Below are 23512 nucleotides of genomic sequence, written 5' to 3'. Positions count from 1 at the left end.
GAAGTCGAGCGCTCCTGGTATTTCGTGGTATACTATTGGCATTGTTATGAGGGATAGGGTGAAAATGGCAGATAATTTTGGAATGAAAGAATATATGAAGGGTGCACTACTATTAACGATGGCCGCCTTATTGGTAAAAGTGTTAAGTGCCGTTTACCGGGTGCCCTTTCAGAATTTAGTAGGAGACCAAGGTTTTTATATATATCAACAGGTATATCCGTTTATTTCCTTTTTTGTTGTTTGGACATCCGGTGGGTTTGCGGTCGCCATTTCTAAAATGCTGGCTGATGCACAGAACATGACGGATGCTGAGCAAAGAAAAAATATAATTAAGCGCACAGTTTTTCAGTATCTGACATTATTATCCGTAATTTTCTTTTGTATTTTATTTTTCGGAGCTGAATTGCTCGCACATATCATGGGTGATGCACAACTATCCACAATTTTAAGGACGGGTTCTTTTGTAACGCTTTTTATGCCACTAGTAGCCTTAATGAAAGGGCACTTCCAGGCGAAAGCTGAAATGACGCCTGTTGCTTATGCACAGGTGATTGAACAGTTTGTTCGTGTGGCTATTATATTGATAGGTGCAATTTTTATTATGACAACATCCAAGTCATTATATGCAGCCGGCAATGCAGCAGTCATTGGTACAGTAATTGGAGAAATAGCGGGAGTCATTCTATTGCTTTATTTTTCAAAAAGAGTAAAGGTGATACCAGGGAAAGTTAGTAGTAGTATAGGGCCGAAATGGCCAATCATAAAAGAAGTGACAATCCTGAGCTTAAGTGTAAGTATGAGTAGCTTACTGCTTTTATGCTTTCAGTTAATTGATTCATTTACTGTATTCTCACTACTGCTGGATAATGGAGTAGCAGAAATTCAAGCGATGAAAATAAAGGGAATCTATGATCGTGGTCAGCCCTTAGTACAGCTGGGCGTTATTATTGCTTCCTCACTTTCACTTGCGATTGTTCCTTTAGTAGCTTATCAGTCAAGAAAAATAGGGGGACGGGGAGCAGCTCCATTTATTCAATTGACCTATCGTGTGTCGTTGCTCTTAGGAGTTGCAGCTTCAATTGGGTTGGTGATTGTCATGCCTTACGTAAATGAGATGCTTTTTGAGACAAACAGTCTATCAGCTGTGCTAATGATCTATGTGCTACAAATTATTCCGTTATCGATTATATTAACATTTACGGCCATCCTACAAGGAATGAATAGGCTGAAAATCCCGGCGTTAATATTACTGGTAGGGATTATCCTGAAGTTTATTGGAAATCATCTGTTTATTCCTAACCTGGATGTAATGGGAGCTGCTATTGCAAGCAATATCGGATTGTATGTCTGTGCAGGAGCTCTGATGATTTATTTAAAAAGAGTGTTGAAGTTGAAACTGGCAAAACGGGACTTCTACATAAAACTATGTCTTGCGAGCGGAAGTATGATCTTGACGGTAATGATGATGGAGAGGATTCTTCAAATGGCTATCGGCTCATTTTCAGGGCGAATCGGTGCGGTTTTCTTGGGAGGCAACCTAATAGTAATTGGGGCTGTTATTTATTTAACTATTGTTGCCAAAACAAGAATGCTCGCAGAGAAAGAATGGTTCTTAGTGCCTTTTGGACGTAGAATGGCAGCTTTCCAGCTATTACTAAATAAAAAGAAGTAGGTGAACATATGCACAAGTTAACAGTTATTGGCCTAGGGGCGGCAGAACTTAGTCAACTGCAAATGGGCGTATATAAAAAACTTAAATCAGCACGGAAAATCTATGTTCGAACAATGGACCACCCTGTTATCAGGGAGTTGCAGGAGGAAGGCATTGTATTCGAAAGTTTTGATGCTGTTTACGAAAAACATAGTACATTTCAACCAGTCTATGAAGAAATAACAACAAAACTGGTAGAAGCTGCGGTACTGGAACCTGTTATGTATGCAGTTCCGGGACATCCATTAGTTGCTGAACAAACTGTCCAGCTTTTGATCAATGAGGAAAAGGAAGGGAAAATCGACTTGAAAATCGAGGGGGGTCAAAGCTTTCTGGACCCAATTTTCGGTGCCCTTAAAATTGATCCAATCGAAGGATTCCAATTGTTGGACGGGACAAGTTTTTCTATTCATGATGTCAACATGCATGGACATGTATTAATAGCGCAGGTATACGACGCTTTCAGTGCATCGGAAGTCAAGCTTTCATTAATGGAAAAATACCGGGATGATTACCCAGTCACGATTGTAACAGCAGCAGGGTCTTCCTTGGAACGTTTAACGACCGTTCCTTTATATGAGCTGGACCAATCAGTGGACATAAATAATCTAACAACAATCTATGTACCGCCAGTCCAGAGTGACTTGGATGCCCTGCGTGATTGGACTACGTTTAGACGAATTATTGCCACTTTAAGGGGACCAAATGGCTGTCCATGGGATCAAAAGCAAACACATGAAAGTCTAAAAAAATACCTTTTGGAAGAAGCCCACGAATTTTTGGCGGCAATCGATGCTGAAGATGATTTTGGAATGGTGGAAGAATTGGGAGATGTACTGCTGCAAGTCTTCCTGCATGCCCAGATTGGCGAGGATAATGGGTACTTTAACCTGGAGGAAGTGCTGGCTTCAATCAGTGAGAAGATGATCCGCAGACATCCTCATGTTTTTGGTGATGTATCGGTTCAGGATGCTGATGAGGTAGTGGTAAATTGGGATGCAATCAAACAACAGGAAAAAGGGGAACAAACAGGCTCGTTATTAAAAGAAGAGTACAGAGCAACGTCTTCTCTTTTGACTTCTTTTAATTATCAAAAGAAAGCCGCTTCTGTAGGCTTCGATTGGCCAAACGCAGAGGGGGCATGGGAGAAATTTTCGGAGGAATGGAACGAGTTTAAAGAAGAAGTATCAAAGGGAACTTCAGCAACTCGTTTAGATGAATTCGGGGATGTTTTATTTACTTTAGTCAATATTGCGCGATTTTACAAAATTTCACCAGAAGAAGCGATGATTCATGCGAACGAAAAGTTTGCCCGCAGATTTCAATTTGTGGAAAGTAAGGTAAAGGATAGTGGGCTTGCCTTTAGTGAATTTACTTTAGAGCAATTAGACGCATTCTGGAATGAGGCAAAAGTATTGGAGAAAAGGGAGAACGAATAAATGCGAATAGATAAATTCTTGAAAGTTTCCAGATTGATTAAAAGACGTACGCTGGCAAAAGAAGTAGCAGATCAGGGTAGAATTACGATTAACGGAAAAGTGGCAAAGGCTGGTTCTGCTGTAAAAGTAGGAGATGAGCTTGCAATCCGTTTCGGACAGAAAGTAGTAACAGCGCGTGTAGAAGATTTGCGAGAAAATGTACGTAAAGAAGAAGCGATGAATATGTTTACAATTCTAAAAGAAGAAAAGCTTGATAAAATCGAACCTCAATTTATTGATGATGAAGAATAGAGAGCAGAACATCTTAACAGAATCTAATTATGAGAAATAAAAATAGTAAATTTCTAGAGCATGGCAGCAAAATTGTTGTCATGCTTCTTTTAGTTTCAGCATAAAGTGAACAGAACAAACACAAAGAAGCGAAGGAGGAACGATATGACGCTACATCAAGAAAGTAATCGTTACACTATGACATCTGGTGACCATCTTGTGACAGTGCGCAATCGAAAAAGAATGGACATGACTTCTGTAAAGGAAATTGAGCGTTTTGACCAAGAAGAGTTTTATATTCGAACAGCTCAAGGCCATTTACTAATCCGTGGTGAGGAATTACGTATTGTCCATTTAGACGTCGATAAAGGGTTGTTGACATTGGAAGGAAATGTAAAACTAGTACAATATGATGACGAAGATTCAGGGTTATCAAAAGGCTTCCTCCATAAATTATTTGGATGACCATAAATGAACAGGTTGTAAGTATATTGATCATGGCGCTTAGTGGTTTACTGATTGGTGCAATTATTGATTGTACACGTTTCTCACTAAGTGCCTTAAGTCAAAAATCAATCTTAAGAAGAATGGGATATGGAGTAGAGCTAATCGTTTGGGCACTTTTAGGTGCCCTGACATTTTATATTTTATTTACTATTAAGGGTGGAGAATGGCGTTTAGTTGACCCATTAGCGCAAATATTGGGTATCTTCTTGTATGAAGCTGTGTTTCAACCGTATTTCCGTTTTTTTGGACGAGTATTTATTTTCCTTATAATTAAGCCTATTATCGGCATTATTAAATTGATAAAAAATATTATTGTAGGTACTTTCAAACTGGTGATTCGTATTATTTTGATTATCTTCCTACCATTTCGCAAAATATATAATAAATTCCTTAAAAAGCATTTTCGAAAATTTTATACAAAAGTTAGAAGGACAATCTTTAAAAAAAGTTGAAATAGAAGTATAATAGAATGTACAGACTTTTGGAGGTGACGGATATGGCAGAGCGTCAGAAAAAACAACTTAATAATGTTCGAGCGCTTGAAAATGACTATGTCCGATCAACTGAAACACATACACAGTATACAAGAAAGCAAAAGGTGAGAACCCGTAGAAGGCTGCTCGTCTTCGGATTACTGGCTTCGATTGTTCTTGTTTTTTTAATAAGTACATCCTTAACACAAACCAAACGACTAGCTGAAAAAGAACAGCAAAAAGAAGAAGTAGCAGCAAAACTCGGCGAAGTAAAAGAACAGCAAGACATGTTAAACTTACAAATAACAAAACTTGAAGATGATGAGTATATTGCAAAATTAGCTCGTAAAGAGTATTTTTTATCAGATGATGGAGAAATTATATTTACGATTCCGGATGATGAGGAAAAAGTTGGAGGCTCTGATAGCAATTCCAACTAATACCATAAAAAAATGACAAATAATCTTGTAGGTTTAATACAAAAAGTGTTTTTCGAGTGATAGAAAAAGAGTTGTCTTGTTGACACTCTTTTTTTGTTGGCTATAATAAAAGATAAACGTGAATCAATTCATGCACGTTACACTAAATTTGATTACTGGCTTCTAAGAGCCGCTTAAATTTTAAGGAGGAGCATTTTTTTTATGTCAATTGAAGTAGGCAGCAAAGTACAAGGTAAAGTAACAGGAATCACAAATTTTGGAGCATTCGTTGAGCTGCCAGATGGCAAAACGGGCCTAGTTCACATTAGTGAAGTTGCAGACAACTATGTCAAAGACATCAACGAACATCTTAAAGTTGGAGATGTTGTTGAAGTTAAAGTGATGAATGTTGAAGCGGATGGTAAGATCGGTTTATCAATCCGTAAAGCAAAGCCTCAACCAGAAAGACCGGAACGTCCTGAACGTCCTCATCGTCCACGTCGTGATAACAACCGTTCTAATGATCGAAATGGTCAAACAAAAGAAAACTTTGAGCAAAAAATGGCACGATTCCTAAAAGATAGTGACGAACGTCTTGCAACTTTAAAACGTGCAACTGAGTCAAAACGCGGTGGCCGTGGAGCTAGAAGAGGGTAGTTTGCTGTCTGTTTTAAAGCGTAGAAAAAGTGTTATATAGATAAAGGCTGTTTGTGGGAAACATCTCACAAACAGCTTTTTTGTTTGTGGAGTACTATAAGAATTCTCGAAAGATACATTAGTAAAGGAGATTATAAGTTACCATACAGAATGTCTAAATGAAAGCTGCAACCTAACACGTAAGTTTTGGCAAGGTATCCAGAAGTTTATAAAGCACTACACGAATGTTGGCGGGCCTTACACAAAGCTGTTGTATAAACGCCACATCGTGTGGCAATGGCAGCATGAGCAACATCGTGCTTGCCTCAAAGACAAGTCGTAGAGACAACAAGTTGGCTCTGCGGCTTGTGTGCTAAGCCCCTTACCCAAGGTACTCTATATTAGAATCTTTTAGTGACATAAGATTCCCAGAAAGCTCTAATGAATACGATGCTCCCTTTTATCTCCCTTTTTCGCTTAAAAGGAGTTTCGTTACCCCGAATATACCGATGCCACAAAGGATTAAACCTACTATCAGCATAAAAAGTTGGAGGCCAACAGGGATTGTTAAAATGATACCTAAAACGACTAAAATCGAGCCAGTCGAACATAAAAGCGCAAGTATGCTGAAGCTATTGAACATGATAAATTGCCTCCGAAATTCTATTATATAATCTATAGTTCCAGTTTATCCTTCACAACCCTTGAAATAAAGTAGTCTCCCCCAACTTTCTAAGAACTTGCACCATGTATTTCGTATTGTTGTCTTATCGGACATTACGTCGAACGATTTTATTCTATTATTTCACTACTAGACAAATTTTATGGAAACTCTTTTATATAATAGGCGCTAACACTATTAATTAAGGGGCTGTAGAAAATGGCAAATATTGGAATGATCAATGAAAAGACGTCGGCGCTAACTTTCTTTAAAGGCTTTGCTCTTAAGAAATCAAGTTTCTTGATACACATTTTCTTTTTGTTATTGGCGTTGTTTCTATCCAGGGCAGTAATGTTTGAAGCGGCCGTTCCGTTTTTATTGCCTCTATGGGCTATAGTCAAACAAAGATACGAAAATGAGAAATGGGCAGTACTAGTTGGAGGTTTAATAGGGGCGTTTACTTTAAGTTTGGGACAAGCATTTATTTTGGGTTTGCAGCTTGTGCTGTATGAAGCAATTACCCGATTTAAGTTTTGGAAATTGCCAATAGGCATTTCTGTTAGTTTGGCCATCTTTTTTGGACAATTTCTCTGGCAAGGTATCTTGCACATGGGAATACCGCCATTAATCGTACAGCTTTACATTTATTATGAAGTCATTTTGGCATTCTTGATGACCATTTTTGTGAATCTCTTTTTAGTGCACCCTCACCGATTCTGGGCTGCTGGCTGGAGTTATGAGCGGGTAGGGGCAGGGCTTGTTATTTTGGCGATGGTGCTGACAGGTGTGCAATCCGTAGTAGTTTCCTATTTTGGTTTGTATCCGTTTTTGCTGCATCTGGCCATTTGTATTGCAGCCATAACAGGAGGAGTTCCTATCGCAGCGATGGTAGCTACTATAGTCGGGGCCTTGGTTGGCATAGCAAAATTATCTTTTACCGGAATGATTTCTGTTTATGCCATGACAGGTGTTGTAGCCGGGTTATTTAGCAAGGTAGGGCGTTTTGGGGTTGTTTTGGGAAGTATGGTTCCAAGTGTATTCTTTTTCTTTTACGATGCAACGCTTCCCCTGGATACAGTGTATTTTGTGTCAATTGCTATTGCGGGGATTATTTTCTTGGCATTACCAAAGAGCATGACAACATTTCTTTATGATGCAATTCATCCAAAACGGGATGAAGTCTTGCTTCAACGGCAGCAATGGTTGACAGAACATACAACGGATAAATTGGAGTCCTTTCAAAACTTTGTTTTATTTATGAAGGAGTTGGTATTCGACCGATTTACTTCGACGGAAACAGTAAATGAGCCCAGCAAGGTTGAACCTTGTGCAACGTGCTTAAGTTGTTTTCGATATGATAGCTGTTGGGGTGCAAGAAATACCATGGAACCCCTTATCGAAGATTGGTTTGTGGCGAGGGCAGGCGTGAAGGAATCGGAGCAGATCCGGGCTGAGAAACGTATAAAAGCACAGTGTGTGAAATCAACAAGATTGTTGGAAGAGTTGGATCATCAACTCTATACTGACAAGATGAATGGTCAATTCTACCATGGCAAAAAAATGATTGCCCTCCAGCTTCGAGATCTAAGCAACCATTTAAATAAATTAATGGAGGATATGAGAGACGAGACGCTTTCTTTTAAAACCATCGAGGAGGAACTTGAGCAGCAATTTAAACGAGCTCAGGTGCATTGTTTTCAAATTGATGTTCTAAATAATACAGTAGGAGAACGAGTTGTTATTTGTTCGTTTGCACAAAAGAACCGGACACACGAGGATCAATATATGCTTTGTGAACGAATTGTTTTACCCATTCTATATGATGTCTTTGCAGAGCCATTTCAAGTGGAGAAGATTTCGGATCAAAAAAATCCATTTGCCCATGTACAAATACGTTTTCGCTCAGCAGTTCGCTATGAAATAGAGTATGATATATACAGTAGAGCAAAAAATTCAGCCTGGGTTTCTGGAGACACCCATGCAATTTTCCATATCCACCCCGGGCTTGTTGCCGTTATGTTATCGGACGGTATGGGCCAAAGCCGCGAAGCGCAGCGTGAAAGCCGCCGATTGGTGCGTTTAATGAGAGAATGCTTAAGCTATAATATGAATCCGGAAACAGCGATGCACACTTTACACTATGTTATGTCTCTAAATCGGGAAGTAGACATGTACGCAACGATAGATTTTGCATTGGTTGATCTGCAAAAGGGCTCTCTTTGGTCATGGAAGGCCGGAAGCATGTCGACATATATATTACGCGGTGAAAAATTACTAAAAGTAGATGGGGCAGCAGCTCCTGTAGGATTCATGCCCGTATTTTCAATTGAGACTGAAAAAGTGAATTTGCTTGCAGATGATTTTGTTGTCATGGTTTCCGATGGTGTCTTCTCGAGTGAGTTTGATTGGGAAGAACAAGAGAGATATTTGGTAAAACTATTAAAGGCGCGCATCCAAAATGATATGCCGATTGAAGTAATCTTATATGATGTGATGGAGCAATTTGGGGAAGCTTATCCGGTTGATGATGATTGTACCGTTATTATGTTTACAGTGAATCATGTAGTCCCGAAATGGGCTGTTTTTAGTCCTTTAAGCAAAGAAATCTCATAATTGATATTGAAATACTGAGGTGAGAAGATGTGTCATTAGAATTAAAAGTGCAAAAGTTTATTTCAGAACAACATCTAGTGGAAAAAGGCGACCGTCTTCTCATTGCATGCTCCGGCGGCATGGACTCCATGGGATTAGTACATTTTTTCAAGAAGTTTCAACATATTTTTGAAATCAACTTATTTGTTGCCCATGTAGACCATATGCTAAGAGGAGAGACATCTTTGGAAGATCGTCGTTTTGTGGAACAGTTTTGCCATCACAATAATATTCCTGTTTTTAGTACCTCAATCCCCATCCCTCAACTGCTTCTGGAAGAAGGAGGTAACTCCCAGGCCATCTGTCGCAGAGAGCGCTACACCTATTTTGATGAGTTGATGAAAAAAAACTCCATTGATAAGCTGGTAACGGCTCACCATGCGGACGATCAATTGGAATCGATCCTGATGGCTTTAACAAAAGCTGGGACCATAAGTGGGATGAAAGGGATCCATACAAAAAGAAGTTTTTCTGCCGGAACAATTATTCGTCCATTTTTAGCGATTACAAAAGAGGAAATTAGGGAATATTTACAAAAAGAGGGTGGTTCGTATCGGGAAGATGCCAGTAATGCAAAAGATGATTACACACGGAATCGCTTCCGCCACCACATTGTCCCTCTATTAAAAAGCGAAAATAGCAACATTTCTTCCCATGCAGTACAGTTTGCGGAAAGTCTACAGCAGGATGATGATGTATTGAGAGAGTTAGCTCTAGAGCGTTTCCCCCACATTGTCGCAGAAAATGGAAAACAATCATTTACACTTAAAATTCCCTTATTTCAAAATGAACCAGTTGCTTTACAAAGAAGGATCATTTTAATACTATTAAACTATCTTTACAGAAGTTCAAGATTTAACCATAGTCATACACTTATTTCCTCTATCTTAGGTTTGTGTCGAACATCCCATGGTAGTGCAAGTCTCCATTTACCAGAACAGTTCATTGCTAGGCGAAATTACGGAGAAGTGAAATTTGAAAATTTGACAAACTTAAAGCATGAAGACCTTCCCGATCAAATGGTACTGAAGGAAGAATGGACGCAGCTGCAGAATGGCATTCGATTATACATAGGAGAAGCCTCAAATGTTGTATGCGAGAAGGGACAAAGTGTAAGTAAGTACTTCTTTAATTCAAATTTGGTTACTACCCCACTTTTAGTAAGAACTCGAACAAATGGCGATCGCATATCATTAAAAGGGATGGAAGACCCAAAACGATTATCCAGACTGTTTATTGATGAAAAAATCCCTTTGGATGAACGAGCACATTGGCCGATACTTGTCGATTCCCAAAATCAAGTACTGGCTGTGTTAGGAATAAGGGTGAGTAAAACGCTTTCAAGCATAAGACGCGAAAGTGATGATATGGTTCTGATTATTGCAAGTGAAAATAGTAACGATTCTTCTTTAAAATAAGTTATTATTAATAGCAATGAAATGTTTTTTGGAGTAGCGCAAATTGCGCTATGCTAAAATGTTTATATTTTTCATATAAAGTAAGACAAAACGATTAATTTTTTAAGCAATTGAACACATTTTTAAAGGGTATTTACATGAATGATTGTTTTTAAGGTGTTTGAAAATTCAAGGAGGAACCACCATGATTCAAAATGATATTGAAAAAATTCTATTAACTGAAGAACAAATCCAAGAAAGAATTGCTGAACTAGGGGCTCAATTAACAGAAGAGTACAAGAACCAATTCCCTCTGGCAATCGGTGTTTTAAAAGGCGCTGTCCCTTTTATGACAGATTTAATGAAGCGTTTTGAATCATATATTGAAGTCGATTTTATGGATGTATCGAGCTATGGGAACGCGACGGTATCTTCAGGGGAAGTAAAAATTTTAAAAGACTTGAACACAAGTGTGGAAGGCCGGGATGTCATCATTATTGAAGATATTATTGATAGCGGCTTAACACTAAGTTATCTAGTAGATTTATTTAAATATCGTAAAGCTAAAACAATTAAAATTGTTACACTTCTTGATAAGCCTTCTGGACGTAAAGTGGATTTGAAAGCTGATATCGTCGGCTTTGAAGTACCAGATGGATTTGTAGTTGGATATGGATTAGATTACGCAGAAAAATATCGTAACTTACCATACATTGGCATCTTGAAAAGAGAGGTTTATTCCTTCTAAAATTTAGATTTTTGAATACTTTTCAACAAAAATTGTAAATTATGAATTTTGCCGGTGCTTTTCGTTGTATGAAAAAATAATGGTATGATAAGATTTTACTTATAGTTTTTCTGTTATGTTGTGAGGAGGCTGGGGATGAATCGAATATTTCGATACACCATATTTTACTTATTAATTTTTCTCGTGATTATCGGTATTTTTGGAACCTTCAATGGTGGGAATACCAATTCGGAAGAGTTAACGTATCATGAGTTTTTAGAGGCTTTAGATGCAGGTTCAGTTGAAAACGCAAATATTCAACCTGATGCAGGCGTACTTGTAGTAGAAGGGAAATTGACAGGGTATGATGAAGGGCAAACCTTTGTTGTTAATCTCCCACAAGATAACCAAGCTTTAATGACTAAGATTAATGAAACAGCGGCAAATAATCCGAATATCAATTGGCTAAAAGCCCCGGAAACTAGCGGGTGGGTCCAATTCTTTACCGGTATTATCCCGTTCATCATTATTATCATTTTATTCTTCTTCCTATTGAGTCAATCTCAAGGTGGCGGCAATAAAGTGATGAACTTCGGAAAAAGTAAAGCGAAGTTATACGATACTGAAAAGAAAAAAGTACGATTTAACGATGTTGCTGGTGCAGACGAAGAAAAAGCTGAACTAGTAGAGGTAGTAGATTTCTTGAAAGATCATCGTAAATTTACTGACATGGGTGCACGTATTCCAAAAGGTATCTTATTAGTAGGTCCTCCAGGGACAGGTAAGACATTGCTTGCACGTGCGGTTGCCGGGGAGGCTGGCGTACCTTTCTTCTCGATTTCAGGTTCTGACTTCGTTGAAATGTTCGTCGGTGTCGGGGCGAGCCGTGTACGTGACTTATTCGAAAATGCCAAGAAAAATGCACCATGTATCATCTTTATCGATGAAATAGATGCTGTTGGTCGTCAACGTGGAGCTGGTCTTGGCGGCGGTCACGATGAACGTGAGCAAACGCTAAATCAATTGCTTGTTGAAATGGATGGTTTCGGTGTTAATGAAGGAATCATCATTATCGCTGCGACAAACCGCCCAGATATTTTAGACCCTGCATTACTTCGTCCAGGACGTTTTGACCGTCAAATTACGGTTGGCCGTCCAGATGTTAAAGGTCGTGAGCAAATCCTGAAAGTACATGCACGCAATAAACCATTGCGTGAAGATGTTGACCTAAAAGCGATTGCTCAACGTACACCGGGCTTCTCGGGTGCGGATTTAGAAAACCTGTTAAACGAGGCGGCACTTGTTGCTACTCGCCGCAGTAAGAAAAAGATTGACATGCTGGATATTGATGAAGCAACAGACCGAGTTATTGCTGGTCCAGCAAAATCAAGCCGTGTAATTTCCCAGAAAGAACGTAATATTGTTGCCTTCCATGAAGCAGGTCACGTTGTTGTTGGTTTAACATTGGACCAAGCTGAAAAGGTGCACAAAGTAACAATTGTTCCTCGAGGTCAAGCGGGTGGTTATGCTGTAATGCTTCCTAAAGAAGATCGCTACTTCATGACAAAGCCAGAATTGCTGGATAAAATTGCAGGGCTGCTTGGAGGACGTGTTGCCGAAGATATTACATTCGGTGAAGTATCAACAGGTGCACATAATGACTTCCAGCGTGCAACTGGCATCGCCCGTTCCATGGTTACAGAGTATGGAATGAGCGATAAATTAGGACCAATGCAATTTGGTTCAAGTCAAGGCGGTAATGTATTCCTAGGTCGTGACTTTAATTCGGAACAGAATTATTCCGATTCTATCGCTTACGAAATTGATAAAGAAATGCAATCAATCATCGTGGAGCAATATGAACGAACTAAACAAATTCTAACGGAAAAACGTGACTTATTAAAGTTAATCGCGGAGACATTACTTGAGGTCGAAACTTTGGATGCTGGGCAAATTGAGCATTTGAGAGACCACGGGAAACTTCCGGAACGTATCGATTATTCAAAAGTTGAAGAAGATTCAGCTGTTGAACTATCAAAACCTGCTTCCGAAAACTCTGAGCCAAAAGAATTGGCAGTTGAAAAAGCGGGCAATACTTCGCTAGAAAAAGAAATTGTAGGCCAAACACAAGATCCAACAATAACGGATTTACCTAAAGAAAAGAATTCAACTCAATCAACTGACGGAATTAAAGAAGATCGAGAAAAATAATCATTTCTGAAAGTATAAATCCATATCAATTAAATAAATGATTCTAGACTGAATGAGTATGCTACGGTATATTCATTCAGTTTTTTTGTTTTAGAAGAGCAAATTGTTATGCTTCGTCCGCCCATTTAAGGAGTACCAAATTAGAATCTAATAAAGAAATAATATATGGCCATAATAAAGATTCCTCTGATTTAACCAAAATAAAGGAAGTAATTTCTTGGAGTTGATATAATTGTTATGACTATAAATAGTAACCAACAATATGGTATTATTTTTAAAAATTGGACTTAAAAATGAGCGTGATTAGATGATTCTCGTACTGAATGCAGGCAATTCCAATATTGCCTTGGGAATATTTGAGGAAGATAAATTAAAGCATCATTGGCGGATGGAAACAAATCGTCAGAAAACAGAAGATGAGTACGCGATGCAAGTAAAGGCGTTTTTTTCACATGTTCAAATTTCATTAGAGCAAATTAAAGGAATTATTATTTCCTCCGTTGTTCCACCGATTATGTATGTATTAGAAGAAATGTGCCGAAAATATTTTCAGATTAAACCATTAATAGTAGGTCCGGGAGTAAAAAATGGGCTGAATATTAAAGTTGAAAATCCACGAGAAGTAGGTGCGGATCGCATCGTGAATGCCGTTGCTGCCCTTGAGCAGTATGGCGGGGATGGCCCATTGATTGTAATTGATTTTGGTACTGCTATAACCTATTGCTATATAGATGAAAAAGGATACTATCTTGGGGGAGCAATCGCCCCAGGCCTTACGATTTCCACGGAGGCACTTTATTCTCGGGCTTCAAAGTTGCCGCGTATCGAGATTTCTCGTCCATCGAATGTGATTGGCAAAAATACAATCTCTTCCATGCAATCGGGTATTATCTTCGGGTTTGTTGGCCAAGTAGAAGGAATCGTGAGTCGCATGAAAGAAAATAGTAAGACGCCGCCTCTAGTAGTGGCAACAGGAAGTTTGGCAAACTTGATAGCAAGGGAAACAATGTCAATTGATATTGTAGATGATTTATTAACCCTAAAAGGCCTCCATGCAATTTATAAAAAAAACGTATAAGAAATGAGGAGTAACTTATGAATGATTACCTGATAAGAGCATTAGGTTTCAATGGAAATGTCCGAGCTTTTGCGGCAAGAACAACAGAAACAGTTGGAGAAGCACAGAGAAGACATAATACATGGCCTACTGCAACGGCTGCATTAGGACGTTCAATGACGGCGACGGTCATGATGGGTGCAATGTTAAAAGGTGAAGAAAAACTAACAGTGAAGATTGAAGGAAACGGCCCGATTGGTCCAATGATTATTGATGCCAATGCAAAGGGGGAAGTGCGTGGTTTTGTCACGAACCCACAAGTTCATTTTGACTTGAATTCTGCTGGGAAGTTAGATGTCCGCCGTGCAGTAGGGACAGAAGGAGCACTAACAGTGGTAAAGGATTTAGGTTTACGGGATATGTTCTCGGGGCAAACACCGATCGTATCGGGCGAAATCGGGGAAGACTTTACTTATTACTTTGCAGTTTCTGAACAAGTTCCTTCATCTGTGGGGCTGGGCGTACTCGTAAACCCGGATAATAGTGTATTGGCGGCGGGTGGTTTTATCATTCAATTAATGCCCGGTTGTGATGAAGAAACCGTTACTATGATTGAACAACACTTACAAAACATAGAGCCAGTCTCGAAAATGATTGAAAGAGGTCTATCTCCAGAACAAATATTGGAAGTCGTTTTAGGTCAAGACAATGTTCAAGTACTCAGCAAGTCTCCGGTAGAATTTAAATGTCAATGTTCAAAAGAACGTTTTGGTGTAGCTGTCATAAGTTTGGGTGCTCAGGAAATTCAAGAGATGATCGACGAAGATGGTGGGGCGGAAGCGGAATGCCACTTCTGTTTAGAAAAATATCATTTCGATCAACAAGAGCTTGAAGGTTTTATTAATGAAATCAAATCACAATAACTATTCAAATCAAACATCAAACCAAACACCCCTTTCACAGCGGAGACTAAAAACAAAACCAACTTTAACAGTATTGGCATTACTATTTGCAGGAAATATTCTTTGGTTCATCGTTTGGCTTTGGCCGGATGGGGAACAACAAATTGGTGGCGACGAAATTGTCGCTACCATTGACCAAAAAAAGATAACACGCCAGGACTGGATGGCGGCAATGGAAAGTAGATATGGAAAAGAGACGCTGCAAACCTTGGTAAATGAAGCGGTTATGGAAAATGCAGCAAAAGAGTATGATATAAAGGTTACAGATAAGGAAGTTGATCTAGAAATAGCCCTTATGCGTTCGGCACAGGATAAAACAGATACGACAATTCAAGAACTAACGGATGAGGAATTGCGTCAAAAAGTACGTGCTCAGCTGATTCTTGAGAAGGTACTAACAAAAGACGTTGTTACAGACGCCGAACAAATAGCAAATTACTATGAAGAGAATCAGTCCCTTTATAACATCCCGACTACATATAGAACAAGCATCATAATTGTAGAATCAAAGAAAGATGCAGAAAGTGTTAAAAGCGAACTGGAAGATGGTTCAGATTTCTCTGTACTAGCGCGTGAACGTTCTCTGGATACGACATCAGCAAGTCTGGGCGGAGATATTGGATTTATCACGGAATCCCAAAGCAACATAGACACAAGCATACCTCAAGCTGTGCAAGATGTAAGTGTAGGAGACATAAGTGAACCATTTGTTATGAATGACGGCCGTTACGGAATCGTCTATGTAAAAGAAGTCAACGACGGTAAATCGTTTACATATGAAGAAGTAAAAGGGCATATAGAACGAGTGTTGGCTTTGGAACAATTACCAACGACAATTACTCCGGAAGCGTTTTGGAAGGAATTTGATGCTACATGGTTCTATGGGGAGTCATAACGGATTTAGTAAAATATTCACAATATTTAATTCGAAATTGTTGACATAAAGTATCTTAAATTGCTAATATACTAAATAGATAAAACCTATTAACATAGTAGGTATTGAGGAGAGGGCTGACAAATATGAGTAAATTAGTGAATTCGGTTGCAGAGTTAGTTGGGAAAACACCAATCGTTAAGTTAAACCATGCAACAGGGGAAAATGAAGGAAATGTTTACGTAAAATTAGAGTTCTTTAACCCTGGTAGTTCTGTAAAAGACCGTATTGCTCTAGCGATGATCGAGGCAGCTGAAAAAGATGGTACATTAAAACCGGGCGGTACAATCATTGAACCTACATCTGGCAACACTGGGATTGGTCTAGCAATGGTCGCTGCTGCAAAAGGCTACCGTGCCATTTTAGTAATGCCTGAAACAATGAGTATCGAGCGCCGTAAATTATTACGTGCTTATGGTGCTGAGTTGGTATTGACACCTGGTCCAGAAGGAATGAAAGGTGCTATCGCAAAAGCAGAAAGTCTTGCTCAAGAAAATGGCTACTTCCTACCGCAACAATTTGAAAACCAAGCAAACGCAGAAGTTCACCGCTTAACGACAGGTCCAGAAATCGTAGAAGCATTTGATGGCCTTAAACTAGATGCATTTGTAGCTGGAATCGGAACTGGTGGTACGATTACTGGTGCCGGGGAAGTTCTGAAAGAAAAATATCCTGAGATTGAAATTATTGCTGTTGAACCAAAAGACTCTCCAGTCCTTGCGGGTGGAAACCCAGGTCCACACAAAATCCAAGGAATCGGTGCTGGATTTGTACCAAAAGTATTAAACACGGAAGTATATACTTCGATTTTCCCAGTTGATAACGAAACTGCTTTTGAAGTAGCTCGTAAAACAGGTCGTGAAGAAGGAATTCTTGTTGGTATTTCTTCCGGAGCCGCAATCCATGCAGCGATTGAAACTGCTAAACGTCTTGGCAAAGATTCAAACGTATTAGCAATCGTTCCATCTAATGGAGAACGTTACTTATCTACAGCACTTTACAACTTTGAAGACTAATTGAATAAAACGGTTGGGGTATTACCTTTGGGGTAATGCCCTTTTCTTTTTCCCAAAATCAACTAGTTATCGAGTTCGGTTGCTTAATAGCATTTTTTTCATCTGTCTTATTTCATTTTCCAGGCTATCAATCTTTCGTTCTATGTTTTGCAAATCAATTTTTGCGCTATTAGCATCTCTTGCTTGATTTTTTTTCTGTTCTTCTTGGAGAGCAAGGGCAGCGGAGAGTGTGGCAAATCCTTCTCCAAGGGTTGAAAACAAGCCCGCAATTACCGCAAGTGCCCCAGCTTGATCTATATTGGGCTTTTGAGTCTTTTTATTATCAATGTTGTTATTATTTTTCATTTTATATGCCTCCTAAAGAATAACTCATATGCATCATATGCCATAATTATTTTCTTGTGTAAGAAGGAAGACTATAAAAGAATCACGATTTTGCGCAAAAATTAAGCAATAAAAAATAAACTATATCAAAATGATGGTAAAATTATTTGAGCCTGAGTTTTCGTATTAATTCCGCGGGAAATATTTTGCTAAAAAAGTATTTCCTAAAAAGATACATAGAAAACAAACAATTATATGAAGAGAGGGAAACTTATGCTTTCGAAATATCAAATACCATTAAAGCTTAATAATATAGAACTCGATTATAAGAAAGAAACGTTTGTTATGGGAATCTTAAATGTAACGCCAGATTCCTTTTCGGATGGAGGGAAATTTAATTCTGTTGAAAGAGCTGTACAGCATGCCAAGGAAATGGTCGCAAATGGTGCTAAAATAATCGATATCGGAGGAGAATCAACTCGCCCTGGATATACACGAATTTCAGATGAAGATGAAATTGCGAGAGTGGTGCCTGTCATAAAAGCTTTGTTAAAGGAAGTGCCGGCCATACTTTCCATTGATACATACAAATCAGCAGTTGCAAGAGCAGCAGTTGAAGCAGGTGCTCATATGATTAACGATATATGGGGGGCAAAAGCCGACCCCGAAATAGCAAAAGTAGCTGCTGAGTTCAATGTTCCCATAATCTTGATGCACAATAGGGAAGAAGCTTCCTATAATAATTTTTTTGAAGACTACCTGGACGATCTTCAAAAGAGTATTGAGATTGTGAAAGAAGCGGGTGTCCCGGACAGTCATATTATCTTAGATCCGGGTATTGGCTTTGTAAAGAACCTAAAGCAAAGCATTGAAACGATGCAGCGGTTAGAGGATCTTGTTGCTATTGGATACCCGGTACTACTTGCGACTTCCCGTAAACGGTTGATAGGGACCATTCTAAATTTACCTTTGGAAGAACGTGTTGAGGGAACAGCAGCAACTTGTGCTTTTGGCGTGATGAAGGGATGCCATATTGTTCGCGTTCATGATGTCAAAGAAGTGGCACGTACCGTTAAAATGATTGATGCATTAATGGGAAAATTCCAGGTAACTGAAGAATTGCCCGCTAGACACTAATTGCTTAAGGAGATGAAATGATGGATTATATACATTTAAGAGACATGCAATTTTTTGGTTATCACGGCGTATTAGCAGAAGAGAACGTATTAGGTCAAAGGTTCAGAGCGACTGTTTCATTGGCTGTTGATATTCAAAAAGCGGGGCAAACAGATGAATTGGAGAACACGGTAAGCTATGTGGGCGTCTATGATATTTGTAAGGAAGTAATAGAGGGGAAACCCTATAAATTAATTGAAGCTGTCGCTGAAAATATCGCGGCTAAAATACTAATGAATTATGAGGGACAAGTATACGGTTGCAAGGTGGAAGTGATAAAACCGGATCCCCCAATCCCTGGACACTATAAAGAAGTAGCAGTAGAGATCGTAAGAGGTCGCTTTTATGAATAGAGTTTATTTATCTTTAGGTACCAATATTGGGGAGCGGGAACAAAACCTGCAGCTTGCCGTTCAACTCCTGAAGGATAAACCGAATGTAAATGTAAAGACGATTTCTTCAATATACGAAACTGCTCCTGTTGGCTATGTAGACCAGCCGGCATTTCTAAATATAGCCCTTGGCATAGAAACATCACACTCGGCTGCGGATATGCTGGAAATTTGCCAATCCGTTGAAAATGAGCTGGGTCGGGTTCGGGAAATCAGATGGGGTCCTCGAATTATAGACCTTGACATTTTGCTTTATAATAACGACAATATTGAAACTGAGAACTTAATCGTTCCACATCCAAGAATGTTTGAAAGAGCCTTTGTACTAGTTCCGCTTTTAGAGATTGCCAAGAGCTTAGAGACGCCCCAGCTTGAAATGGCTAAGTCAAGCCTGGAAAGTATGGAGCTCGAGGCAGAAGGCATTATTAAGTGGAAAGATAGTATGAGTGTTGAGTAGTTTTTAAGGTTAGTAAAAAGTCATTGACTGAAAAGCGAATTATGATTTGTGATCTATAGATTAATTTAGAAAGGGAAAGGTTCGACTTTCCTATTCGGAGGAGAATGTATTGACTACACAAAAAAAGCCATTTCAAATTGGCGATATTGTCATGGATAACCGTGTCGTGCTAGCGCCAATGGCCGGAGTATGCAACTCGGCTTTCCGTTTAACAGTAAAAGAATTCGGTGCTGGTTTAGTATATGCTGAAATGATCAGCGATAAAGGGTTGGTTCAGCGCAACCAAAAAACATTGGATATGCTCTATATCGATGAACGTGAAAATCCACTTTCTTTACAAATCTTTGGTGGAGATAAGGAAACACTGGTAGAAGCTGCACGATATGTTGATAAAAATACGAATGCAGATATTATCGATATCAACATGGGCTGCCCGGTAAATAAGATCATTAAATGTGAAGCGGGAGCAAAATGGCTTCTTGATCCTAATAAAATCTATGAAATGGTTTCTGCCGTTGTAGATGCAGTTGATAAGCCGGTTAGTGTAAAAATGCGGATTGGCTGGGATGACGAACATATTTTCGCAGTCGAAAATGCACAAGCAGCCGAACGTGCCGGTGCAGCAGCCATTGCCATGCATGGGCGTACAAGGGTACAGATGTATGAAGGAAAAGCGAACTGGGAAATTATCAAAGAAGTGAAGAAAAATATAAGTATTCCATTCATCGGGAACGGTGATGTTGAAACACCCCAAGATGCAAAACGCATGTTAGATGAAACGGGTGTAGATGCAGTTATGATAGGACGTGCTGCATTAGGGAACCCGTGGATGATTTATCGTACGGTGCAATACCTTGAAACTGGTGAATTAAAACCGGAACCTTCAGTAGCTGAGAAAATGGACGTTTGCTTGCTTCACTTTGAACGTTTAATGCAGCTTAAAGGTGAGAGTGTAGCTGTTCGTGAAATGCGTAAACACGCTTCATGGTATTTAAAAGGAATCCGCGGTAATGGAAAAGTCCGTAATGCCATTAATCAGATGGAAACAGCAGCTGAATTACGAGCTGTATTACAAAGTGTAGCAGTGGAATTAGCTGAACACGAAGAAGCTCAAGCAATGTAATAAAAAACGGCATCCTTGTATCAATATTGATAGAGGATGCCTTTTATCGTATTTATCTCGCTAAATCTTCTTTTGTTGGTCCCATAACACCAGGAACGCGTAATCCTGCTTGGCGAAGCAATACTTGCATCTGGGCGCGGTGATGTGTTTGATGATCAACCATTAAACGAAGAACAGCCCCAATCGGTGTTAATTGTCCATGACTATTAACTTCTGTTAAAAGCTTTTCATCAGACAGATTTTCCTTTGCCACTTTCGCGACATTTTCACTTGCAGTTTTATAAATACCTACAATTTCACTGATTGCTGCCGGAGTATTTTTAGGATTTAACTCGACATCTAGAGAAAGCCCCGCTTGTCCCATGAAATAGGCAGGAGCTGTTGTTAAGTGCCAGCTTAATGATTCAAGTGAACTATGACCTTCGGCGATTGCTGTATGTTTTTTCTCATCTGTTATTGATTCGAAAATTGCTAATGTCCCCGCGCAGTTTCTTTCCCATTCCTGAATAAAATCATTTAAATTACGATACATAATAAAATCCCCTCTCAAGTTAATACGGAAATTTTAGCATATTTTTACTTCATTGTAGGAATAAATAAACTCGTACAAGTAAAAGAGAGATTTCTGTCTAAACCTAATATAGCGGAAATGAATTTTTTGAAAAATAAAATATTTATGAATCCGTATAAATTGAATCGAAAGTGATGAATAGCATACGGAAATTGTGTACAATAGGTACATTATGGATTAATTGAACGCTATTGGTGGAATGCAAGTAATTACATTTAGTTAATTGGTTGTAGTGGACTGGAACGTTTTCTAAGGAAATTTAGTGTCCCCCTAACCGACTTTTTAGACGGTCTCTACTGACAAAGCACAAATATAAGGAGTGAAGCATATGTCAAACATTGAAGAATTAAACGACCAACTTTTGGTGAGACGCCAAAAGATGACGAATATTCGTGAAAACGGTATGGACCCATTTGGCAGCCGTTTCGAACGTACACACTTATCAAATGAAGTGGTGGAACAATTCGACCAATTTTCAAAAGAAGAATTAGAAGAAAACTTACGTGAAGTTGTTATTGCTGGACGGATTATGACTAAGCGCGGAAAAGGGAAAGCGGGCTTTGCTCACATCCAGGACCTAGCAGGACAGATTCAAATTTATGTTCGTAAAGACCATGTTGGCGACGAACAGTATGATTTATTTAATCAAGCAGATTTGGGTGATATTGTAGGGATTCGCGGAAATGTATTCCGTACACAAGTAGGAGAGCTATCCGTGAAGGCGGAGGAGTTTTCTTTCTTAACGAAATCATTACGCCCAATGCCCGAGAAATTCCATGGTTTACAGGACGTAGAACAACGCTATCGTCAACGCTATTTGGATTTAATGACAAATTCAGATAGTAAAAAAACATTCATTACACGTTCTAAGATTATCCGTGCTATCCGCAATTATCTAGATAGCCATGATTATTTAGAAGTGGAAACACCAATGTTGCACACGATTGCTGGTGGTGCAGCAGCGCGTCCTTTCATTACGCACCACAATGCGTTAGATATGGAATTATACATGCGTATAGCAATTGAATTACATCTTAAACGTTTAATCGTTGGGGGACTTGAAAAAGTTTATGAGATTGGACGTGTATTCCGAAATGAAGGTATCTCGACTCGTCATAACCCTGAATTTACAATGATTGAGTTGTACGAAGCATATGCAGATTACCGCGATATCATGGCGCTTACTGAAAATTTGATTTCTCATGTGGCACAAGAAGTATTAGGTACTACTGATGTTCAATATGGAGATGATCTAATCCATCTTGCTCCAGGATGGAAACGACTTCACATGGTAGATGCAGTAAAAGAAGCAACAGGTGTAGACTTCTGGAAGCCGATGACAAAAGAAGAAGCACAAGCTCTTGCGAAAGAACATGGTGTAGAAATCAAGGATGTTCATGAAGTTGGACATATTATTAATGAATTCTTTGAACAAAAAGTAGAAGAAACATTGGTTCAACCAACATTCATCTACGGGCACCCAGTGGAAATCTCGCCATTAGCTAAGAAAAATCCTGAAGACGAACGCTTCACAGACCGTTTCGAACTATTTATCGTGCGTCGTGAACACGCGAATGCCTTTACAGAATTAAATGACCCAATTGATCAAAGAGAACGCTTTGAAGCACAATTAGCTGAAAAAGAGGCTGGTAATGATGAAGCACACGATATGGATAATGACTTCATTGAAGCGTTAGAATACGGTATGCCTCCTACAGGTGGACTAGGAATCGGTATTGATCGTCTAATCATGTTATTAACAAACGCACAATCAATCCGTGATGTTTTACTATTCCCAACTATGCGTCATCGTGACTAATAGAAGAAATTGCGATAGTGAACATAATAAAATCACCTCATATAAATTTAAGGTGAAATGATAAGTAGAGAGTCGGAGTGCATTGAGCACTTCGACTTTTTTGGTTGTTGAAGGGAAAGTGGGATATATAGAAAGCTGAAGCTGTAAGTGTATTTTGTTTAATTGCATCTCGCGGTAGTTCAAGCAATATATAACCGGGGTGCAAACAAATCTATAGAAACTAATATTATTCTGGCATTATAAATAAAGAGCGTGATCTTTCTATCACTGTTTAAAACTAGATATCATAAAGGGTTAATACTGGTTGTTTCTTCAGTATTTATTATGGATAAAAAAGAATTAAAGTTTTTTTAGAAAAACTCTTGCATGTTATTCTAAAAGATGATAAATTATTAAAGTCGCTGAAACGCGATGAGACATTTAAAAAGCTTTCAAAAATATTGTTGACAATGTAATTTGAAAGTGATAAGATATAAAAGCTGCTATTTGATAGCGACGAAATAAAAGAAATAAAAAAGTGTTGACAACTTAGTTGTTAACGAGTATAATATAAGAGTTGCTGTTGAAAACAGCGATGA

23 protein-coding genes are annotated in these 23512 nt (G+C 38.9%); 20 read left to right on the top strand and 3 right to left on the bottom strand.

Going from position 1 to position 23512, the window contains the following annotated elements:
• Positions 1–64: 64 nt before the first annotated feature.
• From QYB95_RS17640 to QYB95_RS17610, 7 genes are all read left to right on the top strand, one after another.
• Positions 65–1672: a putative polysaccharide biosynthesis protein gene (locus tag QYB95_RS17640; RefSeq protein ID WP_301139690.1), complete on the top strand. Its 1608-nt coding sequence runs from the start codon at positions 65–67 to the stop codon at positions 1670–1672.
• 8 nt (positions 1673–1680) lie between these two features.
• Positions 1681–3150 carry a bifunctional methyltransferase/pyrophosphohydrolase YabN gene (gene yabN / locus QYB95_RS17635; protein WP_301139689.1) on the top strand — a complete coding sequence of 490 codons (1470 nt, stop codon included), beginning with the start codon at positions 1681–1683 and terminating at the stop codon, positions 3148–3150.
• Complete coding sequence (locus QYB95_RS17630; protein ID WP_301139688.1) at positions 3151–3441, top strand: RNA-binding S4 domain-containing protein; 291 nt, start codon at positions 3151–3153, stop codon at positions 3439–3441.
• 144 nt (positions 3442–3585) lie between these two features.
• Positions 3586–3885 carry a sporulation protein YabP gene (yabP, locus tag QYB95_RS17625; protein ID WP_036197841.1) on the top strand — a complete coding sequence of 100 codons (300 nt, stop codon included), beginning with the start codon at positions 3586–3588 and terminating at the stop codon, positions 3883–3885.
• Positions 3882–4379 carry a spore cortex biosynthesis protein YabQ gene (gene yabQ, locus QYB95_RS17620; RefSeq protein WP_345783733.1) on the top strand — a complete coding sequence of 166 codons (498 nt, stop codon included), beginning with the start codon at positions 3882–3884 and terminating at the stop codon, positions 4377–4379. Before yabP ends, yabQ begins: the two co-directional genes overlap by 4 nt.
• 44 nt (positions 4380–4423) lie before the next feature.
• Positions 4424–4840, top strand: a complete 417-nt coding sequence (locus tag QYB95_RS17615; protein WP_301139687.1) for an FtsB family cell division protein — start codon at positions 4424–4426, stop codon at positions 4838–4840.
• A 201-nt stretch (positions 4841–5041) separates the two neighbouring features.
• Positions 5042–5476, top strand: coding sequence for a S1 domain-containing RNA-binding protein (locus tag QYB95_RS17610; protein WP_301139686.1), 435 nt, complete (start codon positions 5042–5044; stop codon positions 5474–5476).
• Positions 5477–5915: 439 nt separating this feature from the next.
• Here QYB95_RS17610 and QYB95_RS17605 read toward each other — a convergent pair whose 3' ends face one another.
• Positions 5916–6098: a hypothetical protein gene (locus QYB95_RS17605; RefSeq protein ID WP_301139685.1), complete on the bottom strand. Its 183-nt coding sequence runs from the start codon at positions 6096–6098 to the stop codon at positions 5916–5918.
• A 237-nt stretch (positions 6099–6335) separates the two neighbouring features.
• Between QYB95_RS17605 and QYB95_RS17600 the strand changes: the two genes are divergently transcribed.
• The 8 genes from QYB95_RS17600 (at position 6336) to cysK (ending at position 17072) form a co-directional block, all read left to right on the top strand.
• Positions 6336–8729, top strand: a complete 2394-nt coding sequence (locus QYB95_RS17600) for a SpoIIE family protein phosphatase (protein WP_301139684.1) — start codon at positions 6336–6338, stop codon at positions 8727–8729.
• 29 nt (positions 8730–8758) lie between these two features.
• Positions 8759–10186, top strand: coding sequence for a tRNA lysidine(34) synthetase TilS (gene tilS / locus QYB95_RS17595; RefSeq protein WP_301139683.1), 1428 nt, complete (start codon positions 8759–8761; stop codon positions 10184–10186).
• A gap of 184 nt (positions 10187–10370) precedes the next feature.
• Complete coding sequence (gene hpt / locus QYB95_RS17590) at positions 10371–10913, top strand: hypoxanthine phosphoribosyltransferase (protein ID WP_301139682.1); 543 nt, start codon at positions 10371–10373, stop codon at positions 10911–10913.
• A gap of 135 nt (positions 10914–11048) precedes the next feature.
• The gene (gene ftsH / locus QYB95_RS17585; RefSeq protein ID WP_301139681.1) at positions 11049–13103 is read left to right on the top strand and encodes an ATP-dependent zinc metalloprotease FtsH; all 2055 of its coding nucleotides are present in this window, start codon (positions 11049–11051) and stop codon (positions 13101–13103) included.
• Positions 13104–13410: 307 nt separating this feature from the next.
• The gene (locus QYB95_RS17580; RefSeq protein WP_301139680.1) at positions 13411–14181 is read left to right on the top strand and encodes a type III pantothenate kinase; all 771 of its coding nucleotides are present in this window, start codon (positions 13411–13413) and stop codon (positions 14179–14181) included.
• 17 nt (positions 14182–14198) lie between these two features.
• Positions 14199–15083 (top strand): Hsp33 family molecular chaperone HslO, encoded by an 885-nt coding sequence (gene hslO, locus QYB95_RS17575; protein ID WP_301139679.1) that lies wholly within the window; start codon positions 14199–14201, stop codon positions 15081–15083.
• Positions 15064–16017 carry a peptidyl-prolyl cis-trans isomerase gene (locus QYB95_RS17570; RefSeq protein ID WP_301139678.1) on the top strand — a complete coding sequence of 318 codons (954 nt, stop codon included), beginning with the start codon at positions 15064–15066 and terminating at the stop codon, positions 16015–16017. Before hslO ends, QYB95_RS17570 begins: the two co-directional genes overlap by 20 nt.
• Positions 16018–16142: 125 nt before the next feature.
• Positions 16143–17072 (top strand): cysteine synthase A, encoded by a 930-nt coding sequence (gene cysK, locus QYB95_RS17565; RefSeq protein ID WP_301139677.1) that lies wholly within the window; start codon positions 16143–16145, stop codon positions 17070–17072.
• Positions 17073–17138: 66 nt separating this feature from the next.
• Here cysK and QYB95_RS17560 read toward each other — a convergent pair whose 3' ends face one another.
• Positions 17139–17417 carry a hypothetical protein gene (locus QYB95_RS17560; RefSeq protein ID WP_301139676.1) on the bottom strand — a complete coding sequence of 93 codons (279 nt, stop codon included), beginning with the start codon at positions 17415–17417 and terminating at the stop codon, positions 17139–17141.
• Positions 17418–17669: 252 nt separating this feature from the next.
• On the opposite strand from QYB95_RS17560, the gene folP reads away from it, so the two are divergent.
• The 4 genes from folP (at position 17670) to dusB (ending at position 20544) form a co-directional block, all read left to right on the top strand.
• Entirely contained in the window at positions 17670–18533 is an 864-nt protein-coding gene (gene folP / locus QYB95_RS17555) for a dihydropteroate synthase (protein ID WP_301139675.1), read from the top strand.
• Between the two features lie 20 nt (positions 18534–18553).
• On the top strand, positions 18554–18925 hold the full coding sequence (gene folB, locus QYB95_RS17550) for a dihydroneopterin aldolase (protein WP_301139716.1): 372 nt from the start codon (positions 18554–18556) through the stop codon (positions 18923–18925).
• Positions 18918–19421 (top strand): 2-amino-4-hydroxy-6-hydroxymethyldihydropteridine diphosphokinase, encoded by a 504-nt coding sequence (folK, locus tag QYB95_RS17545; protein ID WP_301139674.1) that lies wholly within the window; start codon positions 18918–18920, stop codon positions 19419–19421. Before folB ends, folK begins: the two co-directional genes overlap by 8 nt.
• A 109-nt stretch (positions 19422–19530) precedes the next feature.
• A complete protein-coding gene (gene dusB, locus QYB95_RS17540; protein WP_301139673.1) occupies positions 19531–20544 on the top strand; it encodes a tRNA dihydrouridine synthase DusB in 1014 nt (337 codons plus the stop codon).
• A 52-nt stretch (positions 20545–20596) separates the two neighbouring features.
• On the opposite strand, the gene QYB95_RS17535 is transcribed toward dusB, so the two are convergent.
• Positions 20597–21076 carry a DinB family protein gene (locus QYB95_RS17535; RefSeq protein WP_301139672.1) on the bottom strand — a complete coding sequence of 160 codons (480 nt, stop codon included), beginning with the start codon at positions 21074–21076 and terminating at the stop codon, positions 20597–20599.
• A gap of 367 nt (positions 21077–21443) precedes the next feature.
• Between QYB95_RS17535 and lysS the strand changes: the two genes are divergently transcribed.
• Entirely contained in the window at positions 21444–22934 is a 1491-nt protein-coding gene (gene lysS / locus QYB95_RS17530; RefSeq protein ID WP_301139671.1) for a lysine--tRNA ligase, read from the top strand.
• The last annotated feature ends 578 nt before the right edge of the window (positions 22935–23512 follow it).

This window comes from Ureibacillus aquaedulcis, from assembly GCF_030418165.1.
GTDB lineage: Bacteria > Bacillota > Bacilli > Bacillales_A > Planococcaceae > Ureibacillus > Ureibacillus aquaedulcis.
The sequence above is the reverse complement of the archived record's forward strand: the minus strand, read 5'-3'. Positions and strand labels throughout refer to the sequence as shown.